This is a genomic window from Thalassotalea sp. PLHSN55, from assembly GCF_052030545.1.
Taxonomy (GTDB): Bacteria; Pseudomonadota; Gammaproteobacteria; order Enterobacterales; family Alteromonadaceae; genus CANMXU01.
Map to the genome: position 1 here is coordinate 1 of NZ_JBPDIH010000004.1, position 19,111 is coordinate 19,111.

Annotated in this window: 15 protein-coding genes and 1 riboswitch; of the genes, 11 read left to right on the top strand and 4 right to left on the bottom strand. The window is 40.9% G+C overall.

The window, feature by feature from the left end; translation table 11 throughout:
• Window positions 1–337 precede the first annotated feature (337 nt).
• Genes ACRRSQ_RS08570 through ACRRSQ_RS08580 form a run of 3 tightly spaced genes read right to left on the bottom strand, consistent with a single transcriptional unit; the run spans window position 338 to window position 5,785 of the window.
• The gene (locus ACRRSQ_RS08570; protein WP_440875319.1) at window positions 338–1,099 is read right to left on the bottom strand and encodes an SDR family oxidoreductase; all 762 of its coding nucleotides are present in this window, start codon (window positions 1,097–1,099) and stop codon (window positions 338–340) included.
• Between the two features lie 29 nt (window positions 1,100–1,128).
• Window positions 1,129–2,304: an enoyl-CoA hydratase/isomerase family protein gene (locus ACRRSQ_RS08575; protein ID WP_440875320.1), complete on the bottom strand. Its 1,176-nt coding sequence runs from the start codon at window positions 2,302–2,304 to the stop codon at window positions 1,129–1,131.
• Between the two features lie 55 nt (window positions 2,305–2,359).
• Window positions 2,360–5,785: a methylmalonyl-CoA mutase family protein gene (locus tag ACRRSQ_RS08580; RefSeq protein ID WP_440875321.1), complete on the bottom strand. Its 3,426-nt coding sequence runs from the start codon at window positions 5,783–5,785 to the stop codon at window positions 2,360–2,362.
• A gap of 246 nt (window positions 5,786–6,031) precedes the next feature.
• Here ACRRSQ_RS08580 and ACRRSQ_RS08585 point away from each other — a divergent pair, with 246 nt between their 5' ends.
• Window positions 6,032–6,943: an AraC family transcriptional regulator gene (locus tag ACRRSQ_RS08585; RefSeq protein WP_440875322.1), complete on the top strand. Its 912-nt coding sequence runs from the start codon at window positions 6,032–6,034 to the stop codon at window positions 6,941–6,943.
• 116 nt (window positions 6,944–7,059) lie between these two features.
• On the opposite strand, the gene ACRRSQ_RS08590 is transcribed toward ACRRSQ_RS08585, so the two are convergent.
• Entirely contained in the window at window positions 7,060–8,244 is a 1,185-nt protein-coding gene (locus tag ACRRSQ_RS08590; RefSeq protein ID WP_440875323.1) for an acetyl-CoA C-acyltransferase, read from the bottom strand.
• A 176-nt stretch (window positions 8,245–8,420) separates the two neighbouring features.
• On the opposite strand from ACRRSQ_RS08590, the gene ACRRSQ_RS08595 reads away from it, so the two are divergent.
• The 10 genes from ACRRSQ_RS08595 to ACRRSQ_RS08640 all read left to right on the top strand — a co-directional run bounded on the left by ACRRSQ_RS08595 (window position 8,421) and on the right by ACRRSQ_RS08640 (window position 19,100).
• Window positions 8,421–8,825 (top strand): MerR family transcriptional regulator, encoded by a 405-nt coding sequence (locus ACRRSQ_RS08595; RefSeq protein WP_440875324.1) that lies wholly within the window; start codon window positions 8,421–8,423, stop codon window positions 8,823–8,825.
• A gap of 21 nt (window positions 8,826–8,846) precedes the next feature.
• Window positions 8,847–10,016, top strand: coding sequence for an isovaleryl-CoA dehydrogenase (locus tag ACRRSQ_RS08600; RefSeq protein ID WP_440875325.1), 1,170 nt, complete (start codon window positions 8,847–8,849; stop codon window positions 10,014–10,016).
• Window positions 10,017–10,054: 38 nt separating this feature from the next.
• Window positions 10,055–11,662 carry a carboxyl transferase domain-containing protein gene (locus tag ACRRSQ_RS08605; protein WP_440875326.1) on the top strand — a complete coding sequence of 536 codons (1,608 nt, stop codon included), beginning with the start codon at window positions 10,055–10,057 and terminating at the stop codon, window positions 11,660–11,662.
• A 9-nt stretch (window positions 11,663–11,671) separates the two neighbouring features.
• Window positions 11,672–12,499, top strand: coding sequence for an enoyl-CoA hydratase/isomerase family protein (locus ACRRSQ_RS08610; protein WP_440875327.1), 828 nt, complete (start codon window positions 11,672–11,674; stop codon window positions 12,497–12,499).
• A 5-nt stretch (window positions 12,500–12,504) separates the two neighbouring features.
• Window positions 12,505–14,526 carry an acetyl/propionyl/methylcrotonyl-CoA carboxylase subunit alpha gene (locus ACRRSQ_RS08615; protein ID WP_440875328.1) on the top strand — a complete coding sequence of 674 codons (2,022 nt, stop codon included), beginning with the start codon at window positions 12,505–12,507 and terminating at the stop codon, window positions 14,524–14,526.
• An 18-nt stretch (window positions 14,527–14,544) separates the two neighbouring features.
• The gene (locus ACRRSQ_RS08620; protein WP_440875329.1) at window positions 14,545–15,450 is read left to right on the top strand and encodes a hydroxymethylglutaryl-CoA lyase; all 906 of its coding nucleotides are present in this window, start codon (window positions 14,545–14,547) and stop codon (window positions 15,448–15,450) included.
• A 20-nt stretch (window positions 15,451–15,470) separates the two neighbouring features.
• Complete coding sequence (locus ACRRSQ_RS08625) at window positions 15,471–16,187, top strand: CoA transferase subunit A (protein WP_440875330.1); 717 nt, start codon at window positions 15,471–15,473, stop codon at window positions 16,185–16,187.
• A gap of 10 nt (window positions 16,188–16,197) precedes the next feature.
• Window positions 16,198–16,854: a 3-oxoacid CoA-transferase subunit B gene (locus tag ACRRSQ_RS08630; protein ID WP_440875331.1), complete on the top strand. Its 657-nt coding sequence runs from the start codon at window positions 16,198–16,200 to the stop codon at window positions 16,852–16,854.
• Between the two features lie 208 nt (window positions 16,855–17,062).
• Window positions 17,063–17,152: riboswitch (cyclic di-GMP riboswitch) on the top strand.
• Window positions 17,153–17,217: 65 nt separating this feature from the next.
• On the top strand, window positions 17,218–17,577 hold the full coding sequence (locus ACRRSQ_RS08635; RefSeq protein ID WP_440875332.1) for a DUF3718 domain-containing protein: 360 nt from the start codon (window positions 17,218–17,220) through the stop codon (window positions 17,575–17,577).
• 377 nt (window positions 17,578–17,954) lie between these two features.
• Entirely contained in the window at window positions 17,955–19,100 is a 1,146-nt protein-coding gene (locus ACRRSQ_RS08640; protein ID WP_440875333.1) for a patatin-like phospholipase family protein, read from the top strand.
• Window positions 19,101–19,111 lie beyond the last annotated feature (11 nt).

Below are 19,111 nucleotides of genomic sequence, written 5' to 3' on the forward strand. Positions count from 1 at the left end.
TACTTCCGTCTCTTAGGTTGCCCCTGGAAACTGGATGCGCATTTTAGACATTTTCATCTTGGCGTCAACTCTTTTTTTAAAAGAATTAGCAATTATAGTTCATACGCTCAAATAACACACAGTAATAACTTATTTTTTATTCATGTTAGGGGTTTTAAGATAAAAACAGCCAAATTAGATGTGACGGTTAGGCACATTTAGCGCATATACTTACATTTAATACTCGCTGAAATTCCTACAGCGAGTATCTTATTTATTTCAGTTAAGCTTATTTTAGTTGGTTTTAGTTTCGCAAATTGTTATGAGCAAAAAAGAAAGCGATAGACTATTAACAAAACTACATTGATAGACCACCGTCTATTTCAACAACACGGCCTGTGAAGAATTCATTTTCAAAAATATATTTAACAGTGTGAGCTATTTCATCAGCTTCACCTAATCGACCAACGGCTTTCATTTTTTCTAACCTGTCTCGCATTTCAGGTTTCATGGCATCGGTCATAGCGGTGCGTATAACCCCAGGGGCAATAGCGCCAACACGTATACCAAACCTACCAAGTTCTCTAGCCCAAGTAGTTGTCATAGCGACAACTCCTGCTTTAGATGCAGCATAATTTGTTTGACCGATATTTCCGCCTCGTGCAATAGATGACATATTGATGATCACACCTTTAGTTCCAGATTCAACCATATGACTAGCTGCTTCTCGGCCACAAAGAAAAACGCCACTTAAATTGACATCAATTACCGATTGAAATTGCTCTAATGACATTTTTTTAACAACTTGCCCGTCTTTCGCTTTGATTAACATGCCATCTCGTAAAATTCCGGCATTATTGATCAAACCATCAATCACTTTAAAATCATTTTTAATGTGATTAAAAGTCGATTCTACTTCCTGCTCATTGGTGACATTAGCAATATAGTACTTTGCCATAGCCCCGGCGTCTTGCACTAGTTGGACTGTTTCTTCCAATAGCTGCTCATTTAAATCGACCAAGGCTAACTTTGCGCCTGAATTTGCCAAACTAACTGCCATTGCTCGACCTAAGCCTTGACCGCCACCCGTAATAACAATCACTTTGTCTGTTAAGTTCATATTTATTCCTATTCTAAAATTCTAATAATTTATGCATCATAGCTAGTGGTAATTGAATTTAACTCACTAAAAAACCAAGATAATAAATGGGGAGGGACATCAACAACTGATCTATAAGCCCATTTTGGGTGCTTATCCTTGTCTACTAATAATGCCCTTACCCCTTCAGTAAACTCGGTAAATTGACAACAACGCAGTGATAAATGAAGCTCTTTAGTCAATGATGTTGCCAACGCGGCATTTTTGCAATTTTTCAGCTGCTGAAAAATTATCGCTGCACTTAACGCGCTACCTTGTTGGTATTTTTTTTGTGCCGTGGTTAAAAATTTACTGGTAAATACCGCGCTCTCGAATACTAAGTCTATTTCATTAATATTTTTTCCTGACATCAGCTGATTAATCGCGCTTTGATGCTCTTTTATGTCACTTATTGGCAAAGCAGTGATAGAGCTGCCACTAAACTGGCTCACTATTTCTGTTAAACGAACATAGTCATGTTGATTATTTTGCCACGGCTGCAAACACAACTGTTCGATAAAAGCGTGTTTTTCATTTTGACAAATAAACCCATTTGAAAGTTCTAGGTAAAGTGCATCAGCAGAATTAATCATCGTACCGGTTAAACCGATAAATAAACCAAAAGGCTCAGGAATATTATTTAAAAAATAACTGGCGCCAACATCGGGATATAGACCTATGGTGATTTCTGGCATCGCAATTAATGTACGTTCAGTGACTATGCGGTGACTTGCTCCCGCAAACAATCCCATACCGCCACCAATAACATAACCATTCCCCCACACTAAAAGCGGTTTGGTAAATTGATGAATGAGTAAGTTAAGCTGATATTCCTGAGTAAAAAATTCAGCAGCCAGACTTTTAGCGATATTTTTATCGCTTATTGCAATATTTTCATCAACTTCAGATACACCACTTTCTTGTTTAGCGACTAAATCATGGTACAAACTGACCACGTCACCACCCGCGCAAAACGACTTATCTCCTGCCCCGTCGATTATCACTACGGCAATATTGTCATCCTGTTGCCAATTCGACAATTTTTCGAACAAACACTTAACCATCGACAGGTTAAGTGCATTTAGCGAAGTAGGATCATTTAACGTGGCGATGGCAATTTCGCTCCCGTTTTGACAGGAGACGGTTTTAAAAAGCACTTGCTGATTATCAGTTTTATTGTCAGTCACTAAATTTTATTCCGTAATGATGTGAATCGTTATCAAACCTTCATTTCAAATATCACTACATATTGCGGCGATATTGACCACCAACGTTAAACAATGCATGAACAATTTGACCGAGCGAGCAGACTTTACACGCGTCCATCATCAACTCAAAAATGTTCTCATGATTAATTGCCGCTTGTTGCAGTTGTGCAAGTTGCTGTGCCACTTGTTGCTCATTCGCACCGTGTAAGTTAGCCAACATTTCAATTTGATAATTTTTTTCAGTTTCGGTTGCGCGAATAACTTCTTGCGGCAATACCGTAGGAGATCCTTTTGAACTTAAGAAGGTGTTTACACCGATAATAGGGAATTCACCAGTATGCTTTAAGTTTTCGTAATACAGGCTTTCTTCTTGAATTTTGCTACGCTGATACATGGTTTCCATTGCACCAAGTACACCACCACGTTCACTAATGCGGTCAAACTCGGTTAATACCGCTTCTTCAACCAAATCGGTTAGCTCTTCAATAATGAAAGAGCCTTGAATCGGATTTTCATTTTTTGCCAAACCTAACTCACGGTTAATGATCAATTGAATTGCCATGGCGCGGCGCACGCTTTCCTCTGTAGGCGTGGTGATAGCTTCATCATAAGCATTGGTATGCAACGAATTACAGTTATCATATATCGCGTAAAGTGCCTGTAAGGTTGTGCGAATATCATTAAAGTCGATTTCTTGCGCATGCAGTGAACGACCTGAGGTTTGAATATGGTATTTAAGCATTTGCGCACGTGCATTGGCGTTATATTTATTTTTCATTGCCTTTGCCCAAATACGACGAGCAACACGACCAATAACCGCATATTCAGGATCGATACCATTTGAGAAGAAAAACGATAAATTTGGGCCAAAATCGTTAATGTCCATACCGCGACTTAAATAGTACTCAACAAAAGTGAAACCATTGGCTAGCGTCAATGCTAATTGCGTAATCGGATTCGCACCAGCTTCTGCAATGTGATAGCCCGAAATAGATACGGAGTAAAAGTTTCGCACACCTTTATCAATAAAGTACTCTTGCACGTCGCCCATTAAACGTAAGGCAAACTCGGTTGAGAATATACACGTATTTTGCGCTTGGTCTTCTTTTAAAATATCAGCCTGAACTGTGCCACGCACTGCCATTAACGTACGTGCTTTTAGATCTTGATAAATATCAGCCGGCAATACTTGGTCGCCTGTTACGCCAAGCAGCATTAAACCTAAACCATCATTTCCTTCAGGTAATTCCCCTTGGTAACGTGGACGGGCATTTTCATTACCTTTATATAGTTGAACGATTTTTGCTTCTACCTTTTTCTCCAATTTGTGTTCTTTGATATACAGTTCACATTGTTGATCAATTGCTGCGTTTAAGAAAAAACCTAATAAAATTGGCGCAGGCCCGTTAATGGTCATTGACACTGAGGTCATAGGATCAGCTAAGTTAAAACCAGAATACAATTTTTTAGCGTCGTCTAAACAGCAGATGGATACACCTGCATTACCAATTTTCCCGTAAATATCAGGGCGAATATCGGGGTCATTACCATATAAAGTTACCGAGTCGAATGCTGTCGATAAGCGCTTAGCAGGCATGCCTTTAGAAACGTAATGGAAACGGCGATTTGTTCGCTCTGGGCCGCCCTCACCTGCAAACATACGCGTTGGATCTTCACCTTCACGTTTAAACTGGAAAAGACCTGCCGTATAAGGGAATTCGCCCGGCACATTTTCTTGTAAATTCCACTTAAGTAAGTCGCCCCATGCTTGGTATTTAGGTAAACACACTTTAGGAATATCGGTATGAGATAAAGATTTGCTGTGGGTTTCGATAGCAAGTTCTTTATTTCGCACTTTAAATTTAAAAACAGGATCTTGATAACGTTTAACTTTTTCAGGCCACTTATCTAAAATCACTTTATTTTTCGGATCAAAATCTAGCTCAACTTGCTGATATAAACCTTGAAGTTGTTCGACAAGCGATGCACCGTTGTCATCTTGTGCTGAACCTTCTGTTGAACTGTGTTCTGAATTTTCTTGCGCAACTTCAATCGCCTTATGCAAACCATAAAGTTTCTGCGCGACCTTAGCTTGTTTTTCTACCCAAGCATCATAACTTCTATTATTTTCAGAAATTTCAGATAAATAACGTACACGTGAACTTGGAATAACGCTCGATTTATCGGCTAAAGTATTCGCTAAACTCAGTAACTGGCCAACTTGAGATTGTGTTTTTTCATTCAGCTCGGTAATTACCGCGTTATATAACTCGGTCATACCGCGATCATTAAATTGTGACGCAATTGTGCCAAACACAGGCACTTCATCATCACCTGCTTCAAACAAGCCGCGATTTCGTTTGTATTGTTTTTTCACATCACGCAACGCATCAAGTGCGCCACGTTTGTCAGACTTGTTCACCGCTATAATATCGGCAAAATCAAGCATATCGATTTTTTCTAACTGGGTTGCCGCACCGTATTCTGGTGTCATGACATATAACGATACGTCTGAATGCTCTTCAATTTCAGTATCCGACTGACCTATGCCTGACGTTTCTAAAATAATTAAATCAAAGTCAGACGCCTTTAAAATTTGCAGAGTATCATTTACATAAACCGACAAGGCTAAATTTGACTGGCGCGTGGCAAGTGAACGCATATAAACACGATCATTGTTCACCGCGTTCATGCGTATTCTATCGCCTAATAATGCACCGCCCGTTTTTCGTTTTGAGGGATCAACCGAAACAATCGCAATTTTGCTGGTTTCATCTGCCATCAAAAAACGTCGAATAAGTTCATCAACTAATGATGATTTACCCGCACCACCTGTGCCAGTTATGCCTAATACTGGCGTGGCGCTTGAAGCAGCTAGTGCTTCGATTTCTGAAAATTCTGTTGGATATTTATCTCGGGCATTTTCAGCTGCAGAGATTAAGCGCGCAATAATTTGCTTTTGCTCTGCCTGATTTTCATTATTTCGCAAACTTTGAACATCATCTTTTTCAACATTTAAGCCCGTTTTGAAATCACAGCGTTTAAGCATGTCGTCGATCATGCCTTGCAAACCGAGTGCTCGTCCGTCATCTGGCGAATAAATACGTGTAATGCCGTAGTCTTGTAGCATGGCAATTTCATCGGGTAAAATTACGCCGCCACCGCCGCCAACAATGCGAATATGCTCACAACCACGCTCTTTTAAAAGATCGTACATGTATTTAAAGTATTCGTTATGACCACCTTGATATGAGGTCATCGCAATGGCATTGGCATCTTCTTGAATCGCCGTATTAACCACTTCTTCAACACTACGGTCGTGACCTAAATGGATCACTTCAGCACCACTTGATTGCAAAATTCGACGCATAATATTAATCGCGGCATCATGACCGTCAAAAAGTGACGCGGCCGTTACAATGCGAATTTTATTTTTTAACTGATACTTTGGGCTATTCATTAGTCATACTCATGTTGTTCTTGGTTAATAACAAACGTTAAGCACTGCAGTTGGGGGTTTTGGCAATTTTCAAGACAAAAAAATCCTACATCAACCAATACTAGTGCAACATTGCTATTTACATTAAATTATTAGTCAAATTTAAACACAGCAGGCTGTGGCTTAACATTGATTTTATTGCCATAATGATGGACTAAATTGTTATTTTATAAATCTATTAACATTAACCATTACCGCAGATACGTTATGTCTAAAGATATGTCTGAAAATTTGAACAACATTACCGATATTCGCTTGCTTATTCCGATGTTTTTATTAGACAAGCTAAAGGTTCATCCGTTAACAAATGGCTTATATCCAATATCTCTTGGTAAGCAGCCACATTTTAAAAATGACGCATTTAGTAAAAGTATCAGCAAAGACTACTGGCTTTTTTATTGCCATCACACCAACGGAAAGTTGTTTTATAAAAATAAAACTAGAAAAGTAAAACATGGCGATCTTGTTATTATCGAACCAAATCATCACTTCACCTTTTTTAGTGAAAAATCAAACAAGACGCACAATAATTCAATGCAAAGTAACGCGGCTATTTATTGGCTCAATTTTTCAGGAAATTTGGCTGAAAATTTTGCGCAGCGACTATTGATGAAAATGGATGACGGGCTAGCGCAGGTAGGCACATTGCCCAATGTTGTTACCGACTTTGACAACCTGCTTGAATTGGGTCGACGTGGTTACACCGCAACCAATGTTATTCACGCAGTACATGTACTGCAACAAGCGCTCAGCTATTTGGCATTACAGCTTAGATTGGTTATTTTTAACCGTAGCTCAAAATTCAATCTTGCCGCTATTGAGGAATTGATGCGCAATAATATACATCAAGAGCTGAACCTATCGACCTTAGCGGAACATGCGCAATTATCTAAATTTCATTTTTCAAAAAAATTTAAAGAGCTCACCGACAGTTCGCCAATTCAGCACTTTATTAATATGAAAATTCAATATGCTTGTAATAAATTAGATAACTCGGATCTGGCGGTAAAAGTTATCGCCAGTGAATTAGGCTATAACGATCCGTATTATTTTTCTCGTTTGTTTAAGAAGATGATCGGTTTGTCGCCCAAGCAATACAGAGACTCGCGACATCAGTAAAAAATCACCTTCTATTTATACCTGTTGTACTGGAATGCTTGGTGTGCACAGACCAAAAAGGCTGCTTTAACAGCAGCCTTTTTATTTTGAAAATATGTAAAACTTAAAATGTCGCGTTAAAACATCTCAACCGCAATTGCGGTAGCTTCGCCACCACCAATACAAAGTGACGCAAGACCTTTAGTTAAGCCTTTGTTTTTTAGCGCATGAATTAGAGTTACCATAATGCGGGCACCACTAGCGCCTAAAGGATGACCTAACGCACAAGCACCACCATTTACATTCACTTTTTCTTCATCTAAGTCTAACGATTTCACGGCTAGCATAGTCACCATGGCAAATGCTTCATTAATTTCAAACAAATCAACGTCAGTCGTCGACCATTGCGCTTTGTCTAGCACTTTATTAATAGCGCCAACGGGTGCTACGGTAAATTCTTCAGGTTTTTGCGCATGCGTTGCATGAGCGACAACTTTACATAAAGGTGTTAAACCACGTGCTTGCGCTTCAGATAACTTCATCATCACTAAGGCCGCAGCACCATCTGAAATTGAACTTGAGTTTGCCGCAGTAATAGTACCGTCTTTTTTAAATGCAGGGCGTAATGAAGGAATTTTATCAGGGCGCGCATTAGCAGGTTGTTCATCGGTATCAAAAATAATTTCACCACGGCGACTCTTAACAGCAACCGGGCTTATTTCTTGATGGAAGTCGCCATTGTTAATCGCTTCGTTAGCACGCTTTAACGAACGAAGGGCAAAATTATCCATTTCTTCACGACTAAAATCATTTTCATCGGCAGTTTGTTGCGCAAAACATCCCATCGAAATACCGTCGTAAGCATTTTCTAATCCGTCAAGCATCATGTGATCGAGCACCTCACCGTGTCCCATACGCATACCCATGCGAGATTTTGGTAACATATATGGCGCATTACTCATACTTTCCATACCGCCTGCAACCGCAACTTCAATAGAACCCGCAATAATTGCATCGTGCGCTTGCATCGCAGCTTTCATGCCTGAACCACACACTTTATTAATCGTGGTACAAACCGTTGACAAGCCTAAGCCAGCACTTAATGCCGCTTGCCTTGCTGGCGCTTGCTTTAAGCCAGCCGGCAATACACAACCCATGATCACTTCGTCTATATCTTCACCCACTATGCTTGCTTGCTCAACGGCAGCTTTTATTGCCGTTGCGCCAAGTTCAGGTGCCGTTACTGATGACAATCCGCCCATAAAGCCCCCCATTGGGGTGCGAACTGCTGAAACAATAACAATAGGATCGTTGCTAGACATGTGATTCTCCTTGAAGATACTTTTAATAGTCACTGATAATTATTCTAGTCCAGCTCGGTTAATAGCTAAACATTTGTCCTTATCTTACCGCAAATATTTTAGAACACCACAAAAACTTTACGTTTACGTAAACTTACGGTAAAGTGATTTTATTCAAAATTATAATTGATAAAACTATGGCAAAGACTAACCCACTAACATTCTCTATTGGTCAACTCGCAAAAGAGTTCGACATTACCACGCGTAGCATTCGCTTTTATGAAGACCAAGGTTTGATTAATCCTACGCGCAAAGGCCAAACGCGAATTTACAACCAAAGAGATAGAGTTCGTCTAAAGTTAATTTTACGTGGTAAGCGTTTAGGTTTTTCTTTAGCAGAAACTGGAAAAATCTTTGAACTGTACGACGCGGATAAAAGTAGCGTTAGTCAGCTTGAATTAATGATGAATATTATCGAGCAGAAAAAAGCAGATTTAAATCAGCAACTTGATGATATAGAAGTGGTTTTAATGGAGCTAACCAATTTAGAAGATAATTGTAAAAGCACACTTAAAGCTATTAAAGAAAACGAACAGCAATAATTAAATAGATTAGGAACCACCATGATTTCACGTTATTCAACATTAAATTTTAACTTAGGCGAAACGGTCGATATGATCCGCGACCAAGTCAATGCTTTCGCTCGCGATGAAATAGCACCTCGTGCTGAACAAATCGATATTGATAACGAATTTCCAAACGATTTGTGGCAAAAGTTTGGCGATATGGGGCTATTAGGCTTAACGGTTCCTGAGCAATATGGTGGTAGTGGCTTAGGTTATATCGAACACGTTATTGCCATGGAAGAAATCAGTCGCGCTTCAGCGTCAGTCGGTTTAAGTTACGGTGCTCACTCTAATTTATGCGTTAATCAAATCAACCGTAATGGTAGTCACGAACAAAAACTCAAATACTTACCTAAGCTTTGTTCAGGCGAGCATATTGGCGCGTTGGCCATGAGTGAACCTAATGCGGGTTCAGATGTTGTTAGCATGAAAATTCGCGCCGACAAAAAAGGCGATAAGTACATTTTAAATGGCAACAAAATGTGGATCACCAATGGTCCAGACGCCAATACTTATGTTATCTACGCAAAAACTGATGTTAATGCGGGCTCAAAAGGCATTACTGCATTTATCGTTGAGCGTGATTACCCTGGTTTTTCACGACATCAAAAACTCGACAAGCTTGGTATGCGTGGTTCAAATACTTGTGAATTAGTATTTCAAGACTGTGAAGTGCCTGCTGAAAATATTCTTGGCGAAGAAGGCAAAGGCGTTGCCGTATTAATGAGCGGTTTAGATTACGAACGTGTAGTTTTATCTGGCGGACCTTTGGGCATTATGACCGCTTGTATGGATAACGTAGTACCTTACATTCATGACCGCAAACAATTTGGTCAATCTATCGGCGAATTTCAATTAATTCAAGGCAAAGTAGCCGATATGTATACTCAAATGAATGCTGCCCGTTCATACGTTTATAACGTAGCTCAAGCCTGTGACCGCGGTGAAACAACACGAAAAGACGCTGCTGGCGTTATTTTATACAGTGCAGAACTAGCGACCAAAATGGCACTAGATGCCATCCAAATTTTAGGTGGTAATGGTTACATCAATGAATTTCCGGTTGGGCGATTATTACGTGACGCAAAATTGTATGAAATTGGCGCCGGCACCTCAGAAATTCGTCGCATGTTAATTGGTCGTGAACTCTTTACCGAGTCAGCTTAATTAACCAGGCTTAGCAATTAATTTTAAAAAGGTTTCCTGTGGCTAAAATAATTTCAAAAATTAACCCGCGCGCACAAGATTTTCTTGATAATAGCGCCCATATGCAAGCACAAGTTGACGATCTAAAAAGTAAACTAGATGCGATCAAACAAGGCGGCGGAGAAAAATCAAGAGAGCGCCATTTATCTCGCGGCAAGCTGTTACCACGAGATCGTATTAACGCCCTACTCGACCCCGGCTCGCCGTTTTTAGAATTGTCACAGTTTGCCGCATTCGACGTTTATCCAGACAATGTGCCAGCCGCAGGCATTATCACCGGCATCGGCCGAGTATCAGGGCAAGAATGTATTATTGTTGCTAACGATGCCACCGTAAAAGGTGGTACCTATTATCCGCTTACGGTTAAAAAACACTTACGCGCACAAGCTATTGCCCAAGAAAATAATTTGCCGTGTATTTACTTGGTTGACTCAGGCGGTGCAAACCTGCCCAACCAAGATGATGTTTTTCCGGACAAAGAACACTTTGGCCGCATATTTTTCAACCAAGCCAATATGTCAGCACAAGCGATCCCACAAATTGCGATTGTCATGGGCTCTTGTACCGCAGGCGGTGCTTATGTACCAGCCATGGCAGACGAGTCAATTATTGTTAAAGAACAAGGCACCATCTTTTTAGCCGGACCGCCGCTAGTAAAAGCTGCTACAGGTGAAGTGGTAAGTGCTGAAGATTTAGGCGGCGCTGACGTGCACTGTCGCACCTCTGGCGTTGCCGACCATTATGCTCAAAACGATCATCACGCATTGCAAATCGCGCGCAGTGCCATTGATAACCTAAATCGCGTTAAACCGATGCAACTTAACATAAAAAGTGTGGTTGAACCGGCATACGATTGTGATGAAATTTACGGCATTGTGCCAAAGGATTCACGTCAACCTTTTGATGTACGTGAAATTATTGCTCGCATCGTTGACGCAAGTCACTTTGATGAATTTAAAGCACTTTATGGTACCACCTTAGTCTGTGGTTTTGCCCATATTTACGGTTACCCGGTGGGCATTGTTGCCAACAACGGCATTTTATTTGGTGAATCTGCACAAAAAGGCGCGCACTTTATTGAGCTTTGTGCGCAACGAAAAATTCCGTTGGTGTTTTTACAAAACATCACAGGTTTTATGGTTGGTCAACAATATGAAGCCGGTGGAATTGCCAAACATGGCGCTAAAATGGTGACTGCCGTTGCTACCGCGCAAGTGCCAAAGTTTACCGTTTTAATTGGTGGCAGTTTCGGCGCTGGTAACTACGGTATGTGTGGCCGCGCTTACGACCCAAGGTTCCTATTTATGTGGCCAAATGCCCGTATCTCGGTAATGGGTGGCGAGCAAGCAGCTGGTGTTTTAGCGCAAGTAAAACGCGACCAAAAAGAAAAGTTGGGCCAACAATGGTCTGAGCAAGAAGAAGCCGCATTTAAACAACCTATTATTGAGGATTATGAACATCAAGGTCACCCCTATTATGCCTCAGCCAGACTTTGGGATGATGGCATCATCGATCCTGCCGATACACGCCAAGTACTTGGCTTAGCTATTTCAGCTTCATTAAACAAAACCATAGATGACACCAAGTTCGGTGTCTTTAGAATGTAGGAGTTATCTATGAGTACTGATAAAGTTCTATTTAATTTAGATAGCCGCGGTGTTGCTACCGTCACATTAAATTGCCCAGAAAAACATAACGCTTTTGACGACGATATTATTGCGCAGTTGACCGCGTTATTTGACCAAATAGCGCAAGACAACACCATACGCGTTATGGTGTTAGCCTCAAACGGCAAAAGTTTTTCAGCCGGTGCTGATTTAGCGTGGATGAAGCGCATGGCCACTTACTCTTATCAAGAAAATTTAAGTGACGCGAACGCCTTAGCGCAAATGCTAAAAGCGCTTAATTATTTACCACAAACAACTATCGCAAAAATCCAAGGCGCAGCTTTTGGTGGCGCGGTTGGTTTAACGAGCTGCTGTGATATTGCCCTTGCCAGCCACAAAGCAAGCTTTTGCTTAAGCGAAGTAAAGCTAGGGCTAATTCCTGCCACCATCAGCCCTTATGTTGTTGCTGCCATTGGCTTAAAAGCAGCGAGACGCTATTTTCAAACTGCCGAACGATTTGATGTTCAAAAAGCTCAGCAAATAGGTCTAGTGGATGAAGTCGTTGAATTAACTGAATTAGACGCGAGTGTTGAGCAGATGATTTCAACCCTACTTGCCAACGGACCACACGCAGTTAAAGCAGCGAAGCAATTAGCATTTGATGTCGCAGACAAAGAAATAGATAACGAATTAGTTAACGATACCTGTGAACGTATCGCCGCCATTCGAGTTGGTGAAGAAGGCCAAGAAGGCTTAACGAGCTTTTTTGAAAAAAGACAAGCGGCTTGGCTTGATAATACAAATGCTTCAATACCTGCAAACAACACTAAAGGATAAACACCATGTTTACTAAAATTCTCATTGCTAATCGTGGTGAAATAGCCTGCCGTATCATAAAAACCGCCCGCAAAATGGGTATTTTAACGGTTGCAGTATATTCAGATGCAGACGCCAATGCCTTGCATGTGAACATGGCAGACGAAGCCATTTATTTAGGGCCGTCGCCGTCAAGAGAAAGTTATTTACTGGCAGAAAAAGTCGTTGATGCGGCGCTAAGAACCGGCGCTCAAGCGATCCACCCTGGGTATGGTTTTTTATCAGAAAACGCTGAATTTTGTCGACTATGCCAAAAACACAGCCTTGTCTTTATTGGCCCGCCAGTGGGCGCTATTGAAGCGATGGGTTCAAAATCAGCAGCTAAAAACATCATGGAAAAAGCACAGGTTCCTCTGGTGCCTGGCTACCATGGCGACGACCAATCGCCTGCGATCATTAAAAAAGCAGCCGACGATATGGGCTACCCCGTACTGCTTAAAGCAACGGCAGGTGGTGGTGGTAAAGGCATGCGCCAAGTGTGGTCGGCAGATGAATTTGATCAAGGGCTTGCCGCCGCTAAACGAGAAGCTAAATCTTCATTTGGCGACGACACCATGTTGGTTGAAAAATACCTGATCAAGCCACGCCATGTTGAGATCCAAGTATTTTGCGATAACCACGGCAATGCAGTGTACCTATTTGAACGCGATTGCTCGGTTCAACGTCGCCATCAAAAAGTGATTGAAGAAGCCCCCGCATTTTCCATGAGCGAATCGTTACGTCAAAAAATGGGTGAGTCTGCCATAAAGTCTGCGCAAGCTATCGGTTATCAAGGCGCCGGTACCGTTGAGTTTTTACTGGACGCTGACGGATCATTTTACTTTATGGAAATGAATACCCGCTTGCAGGTAGAGCATCCGGTTACTGAAATGATCACCAGAGAAGATTTGGTCGAATGGCAATTCCGTGTAGCCGCTGGCGAAACCTTACCGAAAAAACAACACCAATTAAAGTTGATTGGCCATGCTTTTGAAGCACGAATTTATGCCGAAGATCCTAATAATGACTTTTTACCGGCAACCGGTAAATTAAGCTTTTTACAGCCGCCTATTGAAAGTAAGTTTGTACGTGTCGATACCGGAGTGCGCCAAGGCGACGAGGTCAGTGTTTTTTATGATCCGATGATCGCTAAGCTTATCGTCTGGGATGAAAATCGCGAAAAAGCATTGCAGCGTTTAGCAAAAGCGTTATCGGAATACCGCATTAACGGTGTTACCACTAACATCGATTTTCTTTATAACCTTGCGACTTGTCAGCCTTTTATTAACGAAGAAATTGACACGAGCTTTATTGAAAACAACCAACGTATTATTTTTCACGATAATGAACAAGCACTTGCCGGTGAATTGCCAATGGCAGCTTTGTATTTAGTATTGTCGATGGAACAACAAGCAAAAGCGCAAGCAAAAAATACCAACGACCCGTTCTCCCCTTGGAATACTACTTATGCGTGGCGATTAAACGAAGCGCATATCTACCCAATCACGTTAGCGCACAACGATGTCGAATATCAGGTGCAAGTTGAGCAAAAACGTCAAGGTAGTAGCAGCTATTACTTAATTACCGTCGACGGACAAACGCTGGATTGCCAAGGCAATATTGAAGGCAATGTGCTTTATACCAGTATTGATGGTTACCGAAGTTCAGCGACAATTACCGAGCGAATTGATCAGAAAAATAGTCATATTAGTTTGTTTCATCAAAATGGTGTCTTTAACTTTGTTCATGTGTTGCCTGATTGTGGCGACGCAGAAGATAACCAAGGTAATAATGATTTTGCTGCGCCAATGAACGGCACTATGGTCAGTGTACTGATTAATGTCGGCGATAAAGTCGAAAAAGATCAGCCATTGATGATCATGGAAGCGATGAAAATGGAGCACACTATTCGAGCCACAACAAGCGGCACTGTAGAAGCAATATTTTTTCAAGCCGGTGAAATGGTTGACGGCGGCGCACAGTTACTCACCGTCAGCGTCGATGAATAATCAAAGTAGGCAATAAAGATGCACTTACCTAAATTTGTAAAAATTGTTGAAGTTGGCCCACGAGATGGCCTGCAAAATGAAGCACAGTTGATCAGCGTTGCCGACAAAGTCGCTTTAATTGAACAGCTTGCTGATGCAGGGTTTGCTGAAATTGAAAGCGGCAGTTTTGTCTCGCCCAAATGGGTGCCACAAATGGCCAATTCTGGCGAAGTGTTTGAACAAATTAATCGCCAAGCAAAGGTATGTTATTCAGCACTTACGCCAAACATGCAGGGATTTGAAGCAGCCGTTAGTGTAAATGCAAAGCAAGTCGCCATTTTTGGCGCCGCCTCTGAAAGTTTTAGCCAAAAAAATATTAACTGCTCTATTGAAGAAAGCCTTGCGCGTTTTAAACCGATTATGGCTGCAGCCAAAAAACACAATCTCCCCGTACGCGGCTATGTGTCGTGTGTACTCGGCTGTCCATATGAAGGCGATATTTCTGCAGAAAAAGTTGCCGAGGTCGCTGAGCAATTATTATTAATGGGCTGCGCGGAAATATCGCTTGGCGATACCGTGGGAGTCGGAACCCCAGAAAAAGTCACAAAAATGCTAACGGCAGTTAGCAAAAAAGTACCACTGAACAAACTTGCTGTGCACTTTCACGACACTTATGGCCAAGCACTAGCCAATATCTACGCGTCATTACAATTTGGTGTTAGCACCATTGATAGCGCAATTGCAGGTTTAGGTGGCTGCCCATACGCCAAAGGGGCTTCGGGGAATGTTGCTACAGAAGATGTTTTATACCTACTTAACGGTTTAAATATTCAAACCAATATAAATTTTAACAAAGCACTTACAGCCGGCTGGTTCATCAGCGATCTACTGGGTAAAAAGCCCGTTTCAAAAGTATCGCAAGCATTTAGAGCACAAGTGCAATAAAACAAGAATGGGAGACAATAATGGCAGGATTTGACAAAGTAGTTACTAGCTATGAAGAAGCCCTCGCTGGCTTAGAAGATAACATGACCGTGCTTGCAGGCGGTTTTGGTTTGTGTGGTATTCCAGAAAATTTGATCGCTGAAATAAAACGCAAAAGCACCCGTGGTTTAACACTCGTTTCAAACAACTGTGGTGTTGATGATTTTGGTTTAGGCGTATTACTACCTGATCGCCAAATCAAAAAAATTATCGCGTCATACGTTGGCGAAAACGCTGAATTTGAACGTCAAATGATGAGCGGCGAATTAGAAGTAGAACTCACCCCTCAAGGCACATTAGCTGAAAAAATGCGTGCTGGCGGTGCTGGCATTCCCGCTTTTTATACTGCCACAGGTTACGGAACGCCGGTTGCTGAAGGTAAAGAAGAGCGCGAATTTAATGGCAGGCAGTATATTTTAGAGCCCGCAATTACTGGTGACTTTGCCATAGTAAAAGCGTGGAAAGCCGATAGATACGGAAACTTAGTTTATCGAAAAACCGCTCGAAATTTTAACCCATTGGCAGCAACCGCGGGAAAAATTACCGTCGTTGAAGTTGAAGAAATTGTTGAAGTGGGTGATTTAGACCCGGACGAGATCCACACACCCGGTATCTATGTTAATCGTCTTATTCAAGGCAGTTTCGAAAAACGCATCGAACAACGCACTACCCAACCATCAGCTGAACAATCTGCATAAGGAGTACCACATGGCTTTATCTCGCGAACAAATTGCAAAACGTGTTGCCCAAGAACTGCAAGACGGCTATTACGTAAACCTTGGCATTGGTATTCCAACGTTAGTCGCTAATTATGTACCTAAAGGCATGGAAGTGATGTTGCAGTCTGAAAATGGTTTACTTGGCATGGGCCAATTTCCAACAGAAGACGAAATCGACGCTGATCTTATCAATGCAGGCAAACAAACTGTCACTATGGCAAAAGGCGCTTCTATTTTTGACTCAGCAGAGTCATTTGCGATGATCCGTGGCGGACATGTCGACTTAACGGTACTAGGCGCATTTGAAGTTGATATTAGCGGTAACATTGCTTCTTACATGATCCCAGGTAAATTAATTAAAGGCATGGGCGGTGCAATGGATTTAGTTGCAGGGGCTGACAATATTATAGTGACCATGACCCATGCTTCAAAACATGGTCAATCTAAATTGCTTAAAACATGTTCCCTACCTTTAACAGGCAAAGGTTGTATAAAACGCGTTTTAACCGATTTAGCCTTTATTGAAATCAAAGACAATAAGTTTCATTTATTGGAACGGGCACCTGGCGTAAGTGTTGAAGAAATACAAAAACTAACCGAAGGTGAATTGGTGATCCCTGAACTTGTTCCAGAGATGAATGTTTGATTTACAAAACATTAACAATTGTTTTTTAATTTAATAAGTTAACACGCCCTGTAGCTAGAATTCCTACAGGATTTGTTAAAAAACAGGCGAGATACTTATACAGCTAACCTTTTGATTTTTATAGCTATAAACACAAAATACCATACGAGACGCATATAATTGTTACAGATTATTGCATTTCAACTACAAATTGGTAATACTAAAGGTGACAAAGAAAAGGCAAGGCACGCGAAAACGTGCTACGCAAAACCACCGGCCTACAGGTTTCTAGGAAACCCATGGCAGCGGAGTTACCGAGTTAATAGGTACATCCAGTGGTTTTTTCTTTTATTAACTAATTTAAAAATATTTAAGGTTATTAAAATGAAAAAATTATTACTAGTTTCAACCATGACTGCTTTAACATTAACGTCTGTTGTATCAGCTCCTCAGGCATCGGCTGCAAACATCGCTCAAAGCGTTTGTGAATACGTAGCTGCTGACGATAAGAAACGCATGCGTTCTTTTTTAAAGACGAACAAATTAAAAATTCGTAGTATCTTCGACGGTATACAGTGTAATGGGAAAAACTTGTTAGAATTCGCTGCTACTAAAGGTTCAGTTAAAACGGGTTCTTTGATGATTAGTAAATTACCAAAGAAAGTTGTTTCAGAGAACTTGGCACTTATTCAGAACGGATCGCAACCATTGATAGACGCCGCTAACAAACGCGTTAGCAGCTAAACATTATTAAAAGGTAGACGTTACAAGTAATGTTTTCATTTTAATAATTCTCTGTCATTTAAAAAAGCCAACTTATGTTGGCTTTTTTTTTATGCTAAATTTTTGCAGGTATAGTCATTCCAAATTGGTATTAGTAATTAAACTCTTCTTTTTAATTACCTATTGATTAGTAAAATAAAAAATATCGAAAATTCTCATTTTAAACTTCAACTCTACCTAGCAAGCTAGCCAAAAACTGATTAAACTCAAAGAAGAACATTAGGTTTTTTAATAAACTCAATTTTAAAAATAAATTCACGGACATTTATCTGTTTCAATAATACCGCCATTTGGTTTCACTATATTAAATCAGCATCTTAGGTAATAAACTATCGCTTATGTCGACTAAAAGAAACTACAAAGACAGTCAAAATGCCCTAGTACTTACTGGCGGCGGCGCTCGAGCTTCTTACCAAGTTGGTGTGCTTTCAGCCATCGCCAAGTTTGTACCAAGGAACCACGGTATTCCATTCCCTATTATTTGTGGCACGTCTGCTGGCGCTATTAATACCACGGCATTAGCCTGTTATGCATCGTGCTTTCATTTAGGCGTGAAAAAGCTAGAGTGGGTTTGGAAAAACCTCGATACCAATAAAATTTATCATAGTAATGCTAACAATGTTTTTGGTCATATTTTTAGCGGTATGTTGGCAAGTTTCCAAGCAGACTACGCCAATAAAAAATCACGCAGTTTATTAAACAATGCGCCACTTCGAGACCTACTCAATAAGGTTATCGATTTTAATCGTATTGACAATAATATATTACGCGGTTACTTATCAGCGGTATCTGTTACAGCATCAAGCTATAGCAGCGGTGACTCAATTAGTTTCTATCAGTCAGAAGCCAACATTGCCCCTTGGTTTAGAGCAAAACGTCGAGGACAGCCTAGTCAAATAAATAGCGAGCACTTAATGGCGTCTTCTGCCATTCCACTGGTTTTTCCTTCAGTTAAAATTGGGCAAGAACACTTTGGTGATGGTTCAATACATCAGCTTTCGCCGCTAAGCCCAGCAATTCATTTAGGCGCAAAGAATTTATTAGTGGTCGGTGTAGAGCAGCCGAAAGAGCCGATTCATGCTAAAGAGAATAATCCGCATCCGCCAACGACATCAACAATAGCGGGTCATTTATTAGATACGATTTTTTCTGATACCTTGCAAAGTGATTTAGAACGCATGGAACGTATTAACCAAACCGTGGCGTTAATCCCGCCTGAAAAAAGGCAATCGGGGCTTACTCATATCAATAGTTTAATGATCAACCCCAGCCATGACTTTAATGCGATGGCAGTTGATTATTTTCAAGAACTGCCTTTATCGATAAAACTGTTACTTCGCTCAGCGGGTATTACTAACGATGCTGAATCAAGTATTGTCAGTTATCTATTATTTGAGAAAAACTACTGTCGACAACTCATTAAACTCGGCTTCGAAGATGCAATGGAGCAAGAAGTGCAAATTCGCGATTTTCTTCGCATTTAACTTGTACTTAA

Bases quoted from the DNA above. Each gene is read 5' to 3' on its own strand.
- ACRRSQ_RS08570 (WP_440875319.1), bottom strand. From the start codon at position 1,099: ATGAACTTAACAGACAAAGTGATTGTTATTACGGGTGGCGGTCAAGGC.
- ACRRSQ_RS08580 (WP_440875321.1), bottom strand. From the start codon at position 5,785: ATGAATAGCCCAAAGTATCAGTTAAAAAATAAAATTCGCATTGTAACG.
- ACRRSQ_RS08585 (WP_440875322.1), top strand. From the start codon at position 6,032: ATGTCTAAAGATATGTCTGAAAATTTGAACAACATTACCGATATTCGC.
- ACRRSQ_RS08590 (WP_440875323.1), bottom strand. From the start codon at position 8,244: ATGTCTAGCAACGATCCTATTGTTATTGTTTCAGCAGTTCGCACCCCA.
- ACRRSQ_RS08595 (WP_440875324.1), top strand. From the start codon at position 8,421: ATGGCAAAGACTAACCCACTAACATTCTCTATTGGTCAACTCGCAAAA.
- ACRRSQ_RS08600 (WP_440875325.1), top strand. From the start codon at position 8,847: ATGATTTCACGTTATTCAACATTAAATTTTAACTTAGGCGAAACGGTC.
- ACRRSQ_RS08610 (WP_440875327.1), top strand. From the start codon at position 11,672: ATGAGTACTGATAAAGTTCTATTTAATTTAGATAGCCGCGGTGTTGCT.
- ACRRSQ_RS08615 (WP_440875328.1), top strand. From the start codon at position 12,505: ATGTTTACTAAAATTCTCATTGCTAATCGTGGTGAAATAGCCTGCCGT.
- ACRRSQ_RS08620 (WP_440875329.1), top strand. From the start codon at position 14,545: ATGCACTTACCTAAATTTGTAAAAATTGTTGAAGTTGGCCCACGAGAT.
- ACRRSQ_RS08625 (WP_440875330.1), top strand. From the start codon at position 15,471: ATGGCAGGATTTGACAAAGTAGTTACTAGCTATGAAGAAGCCCTCGCT.
- ACRRSQ_RS08630 (WP_440875331.1), top strand. From the start codon at position 16,198: ATGGCTTTATCTCGCGAACAAATTGCAAAACGTGTTGCCCAAGAACTG.
- ACRRSQ_RS08635 (WP_440875332.1), top strand. From the start codon at position 17,218: ATGAAAAAATTATTACTAGTTTCAACCATGACTGCTTTAACATTAACG.
- ACRRSQ_RS08640 (WP_440875333.1), top strand. From the start codon at position 17,955: ATGTCGACTAAAAGAAACTACAAAGACAGTCAAAATGCCCTAGTACTT.